This window comes from Streptomyces sp. TRM64462 (assembly GCF_013362995.1).
Lineage (GTDB): Bacteria > Actinomycetota > Actinomycetes > Streptomycetales > Streptomycetaceae > Streptomyces.
Window position 1 is genome coordinate 1 of record NZ_JABWDV010000172.1, and the last position, 3,544, is coordinate 3,544.

Sequence of the window (3,544 nt, forward strand, 5' to 3'; positions counted from 1 at the left end):
CCGCGGGATCCGCCGCCTCCAAGGCCGTCCCCACGCCCAAGGACCTCGCCGGACTCCGCGCCCCCGGCCACCAGACCGCCCCGCAGCCGGCCGGCCCCGCCAACGCCACCCTCCGCTGGTCCTCCGACCGCGGCTGGATCGACCGCCCCGGCGGTTCACTCGGCGAACCCCCCGAAACCGCGTCCCTGCCCACCCTCGCCCAGCTCACCAGCGCCGAGCAGCGCTGGGCCGACCGCGAGGAGGACATCACGACCGTCGGCGGCGACCCCTTCGAGGTCGGCCAGGTGTTCGCCCGCCGCTGGATGGAACGGCTCCCCGAACAGAGCCACGTCGAGAAGCTGTCCACCATGTACCCGCGCATCCCGCACCGCATCGACGGCGAACTCCTCCGGTACGCGGCCCGGTTCGGCCTCCTCGCCCACAAGGACGACCAGATCGACGAGCACGACCGGTACGCCATCCGGGCCGGCTTCTGGCGCGAGATCGACGTCCGCGCGGCCGCCGCCCACACGGCGGCGGGCGAGTAGCCGCCCCCGCGACTGCCCGCGCAGCCCCGCCCCGGGCGCGGTCCGGGCCGCGCGACCCCTTAGGCTCATCCCTCGTGAGTACGGTGTGCGTGGTGCGGGACCTGGTGAAGACGTACCCCGCCGCGCGCGGCAGACGGGGCACGCCCGCGACCCCCGAGGTGCGGGCCACCGACGGGGTCAGCATGGACGTGCGGGGCGGCGAGATCTTCGGCCTGCTCGGCCCCAACGGCGCCGGCAAGTCCACCCTCGTCCGCCAGCTCACCGGCCTCATGCGGCCCGACTCCGGCACCGTCGAGGTCCTCGGCCACGACCTCGTACGCCACCCCGAGCGGGCCGCCCGCCTCATCGCGTACCTCGGCCAGGAGTCCACCGCGCTCGACGAGCTGACCGTCTCGCTCGCCGCCGAGACCACCGGCCGGCTGCGCGGCCTCACCGCACGCGACGCCCGCGCCGAACGCGACGCCGTCCTCGCCGAACTGGGCATCGGCGACCTCGCCGCCCGCCCCCTCAAGAAACTCTCCGGCGGACAGCGCCGCCTCGCCTGCTTCGCGGCCGCCCTCGTGGGGGAGCGGCCCCTCCTCGTCCTCGACGAACCCACCACCGGCATGGACCCCGTCGCCCGCCGCGCTGTCTGGGCCGCCGTCGACCGGCGCCGCGCCGAACACGGCACCACGGTGCTGCTGGTCACCCACAACGTCATCGAGGCGGAGACCGTCCTGGACCGCGTCGCCGTCCTGGACCGCGGCCGCGTCATCGCCTGCGACACACCCGCCGGGCTCAAGGAGCGCGTGGCCGGCGAGGTACGCGTCGACCTGGTGTGGCGCGACCACGCCCCCCTCGACATCCCCGAGGTCGCCGCCCTGCGCCCCTCCGCGCGCGAGTCGGGCCGCCGCTGGGTGCTGCGCCTCGCACCCGACGAGGCCCGCGCGGCCGTCGCGGCGGTCACCGGCGGCGCCGCGTTCGCGGCCCTCGACGACTTCACGCTCGCCACACCCAGCCTGGAGGACGTCTACCTCGCCCTGGGCGGCGAGACCACGAAAGGGCTGGTCAAGGCATGAAGGACCAGCGATACGAGGACACGGCCCCGGTGCGGCGCGCCGTCCGGGGCGTCCGCCGTCAGGACAGGAGTGGGAAACGGTGAGCACCCTGCCCGCGGAGGCGCTCTCGACAGGGGCCGTCCGGCCGAGCACCGCCGAGGCGAGCGGCCGGTCCGGCGCCGCGCCCCTCGCACCCCGCGCCCGGCTGCTGCCCGCGCTCGCCGCCGTGTACCGCGCGCAGCTGTCGCGGGCCCGGGTGGCCCGTATCCCGCTGCTGTTCGTCGCGACGTTCCAGTCCGTCGGGATCATGGTCCTGATGCGGGGCGTCGTCGACGGCGGCGCTGAGGCACGCGCGGTCGTCGCCGGGTCGTCCGTCCTCGTCGTGGCGTTCGTCGCGCTCAACCTGCTCGCCCAGTACTTCGGGCAGCTGCGGGCGAGCGGCGGACTCGACCACTACGCCACGCTGCCGGTGCCGCCCGCCGCCGTGGTGCTCGGCGCCGCCGGGGCGTACGCCTCCTTCACGGCGCCCGGTACGGCGGTCACGGCGGTCATCGGCTCCCTGCTGTTCGGCCTGCCGCTCACCCACCTGTGGGTGCTGGCCGCCGTGGTTCCGCTCGCCGGGGCCGCGCTCGCCGGGCTCGGCGCCGCGCTCGGGCTGCTCGCGCCGCGCCAGGAGCTGGCCACGCTGCTGGGCCAGCTCGGTATGTCGGCGGCCCTGCTGCTGGGCGTACTGCCGGCCGAGCGGCTGCCCGCACCGGTCGGCTGGGCACGGGACCTGCTGCCGTCGACGTACGGGGTGGAGGCCCTGGCCCGTACCTTCGACGCCCGGCCCGACTGGGCTGCCGTCGGCCTGGACCTGTCGGTCTGCGCCGCCGTCGGCGTCGTGTCCCTGGCGGTCGCGACCTGGGCGTATCGCAGGGCGGCGGTACGGTGAGGCGGCACCCCGCGGCACCTGGCACGATGACAGAGTGACCGCACCCCTTCCCCCGTCCCACCAGCCATCGAGTGACGACGTGCGCAAAGACCTCCCTGTACCAGGTGACGAGACGCCCCGCGGCGGTGCCGCCTGGCCGCCGCGCCACCCCCTGACCGCGTCCGGCCACCCGTACGGGAAGGACACGGCGGGCCCTGACGTGGCGGCGGAGGTACGGCAGGGCGCCGTGGTGCTGCTCGCGGTGGCGGTCTCGGGCGTTCTGCTCGGCCTGCTGTGGCTGTGGCTCGCGCCGCGCATCCCGCTGGTCTCGGACGGCACGTCGGTGCTGCTGAAGGATTCGGAGAGCGAGGGGGCGATCGGCGCCGACGGCGTCTTCGTGCTGCTGGCGCTGGCCTTCGGCGCGGTCAGCGCGGCCGCCGTGTTCCTGTTCCGCCGTCAGGGCGGCGTCGCGGTGGTGCTGGGCCTGGCGCTCGGCGGGCTGCTGGGCGCGGTCATCGGCTGGGGCACGGGCACGCTGCTCGGCCCCACGCACGACGTGGTGGCGCACGCCAAGGCGGTCGGCGAGGGCGTCACGTTCGACGCGCCGCTGGAGCTCCACGCGTACGGGGCGCTGCTGGCCTGGCCGGTCGCCGCGATGGTCGTCCACCTGGCGCTGACGGCCCTCCTCACCGTCCGCGACCCGGACCCGGACCCGGAGCCCTGGGGCCCGCAGGTCTGAGGCCGGTGGCGGGTGCCGCGGGTTCTTCCCCAACCTCGCCCCTTCCCGAGACTGGGGGCTCTGCCCCCAGACCCCCGTTCGCGCCTGTGGGGGTACCCCCTGCTCGAAGAGCTTGGGGGAGCCCGTCCTCAAACGCCGGACGGGCTGAGATCAGCCCCTCCGGCGATTGAGGAGCGGGGGTTCGGGGGCAGAGCCCCCGATTCGGCTAGCCGCGGCCGATCGGTGCCAGGACCGCGCCCGTCAGCGCGGCCAGGTCCGCCGGGGCCAGTTCGACCTCGAGCCCGCGCCGCCCGGCGGACACGCAGATCGTCGCGTGCCGCGACGCCGA

Annotated in this window: 3 protein-coding genes and 2 pseudogenes; 4 read left to right on the forward strand and 1 reads right to left on the reverse strand. The window is 75.8% G+C overall.

Annotation, left to right across the window (positions count from 1 at the left end):
• The 4 genes and pseudogenes from HTZ82_RS07725 to HTZ82_RS07740 form a co-directional block, all read left to right on the forward strand.
• Positions 1–527: pseudogene (locus HTZ82_RS07725) on the forward strand (NYN domain-containing protein); the annotation flags it as partial.
• A gap of 89 nt (positions 528–616) precedes the next feature.
• On the forward strand, positions 617–1,585 hold the full coding sequence (locus tag HTZ82_RS07730) for an ABC transporter ATP-binding protein (RefSeq protein WP_175408553.1): 969 nt from the start codon (positions 617–619) through the stop codon (positions 1,583–1,585).
• A gap of 79 nt (positions 1,586–1,664) precedes the next feature.
• Positions 1,665–2,498, forward strand: coding sequence for an ABC transporter permease (locus HTZ82_RS07735; protein ID WP_175408551.1), 834 nt, complete (start codon positions 1,665–1,667; stop codon positions 2,496–2,498).
• Positions 2,499–2,577: 79 nt separating this feature from the next.
• Positions 2,578–3,216 carry a DUF2567 domain-containing protein gene (locus HTZ82_RS07740; RefSeq protein ID WP_309235361.1) on the forward strand — a complete coding sequence of 213 codons (639 nt, stop codon included), beginning with the start codon at positions 2,578–2,580 and terminating at the stop codon, positions 3,214–3,216.
• Positions 3,217–3,421: 205 nt separating this feature from the next.
• Here HTZ82_RS07740 and HTZ82_RS32050 read toward each other — a convergent pair.
• Positions 3,422–3,544, reverse strand: a pseudogene (locus HTZ82_RS32050) (Cys-tRNA(Pro) deacylase); the annotation flags it as partial.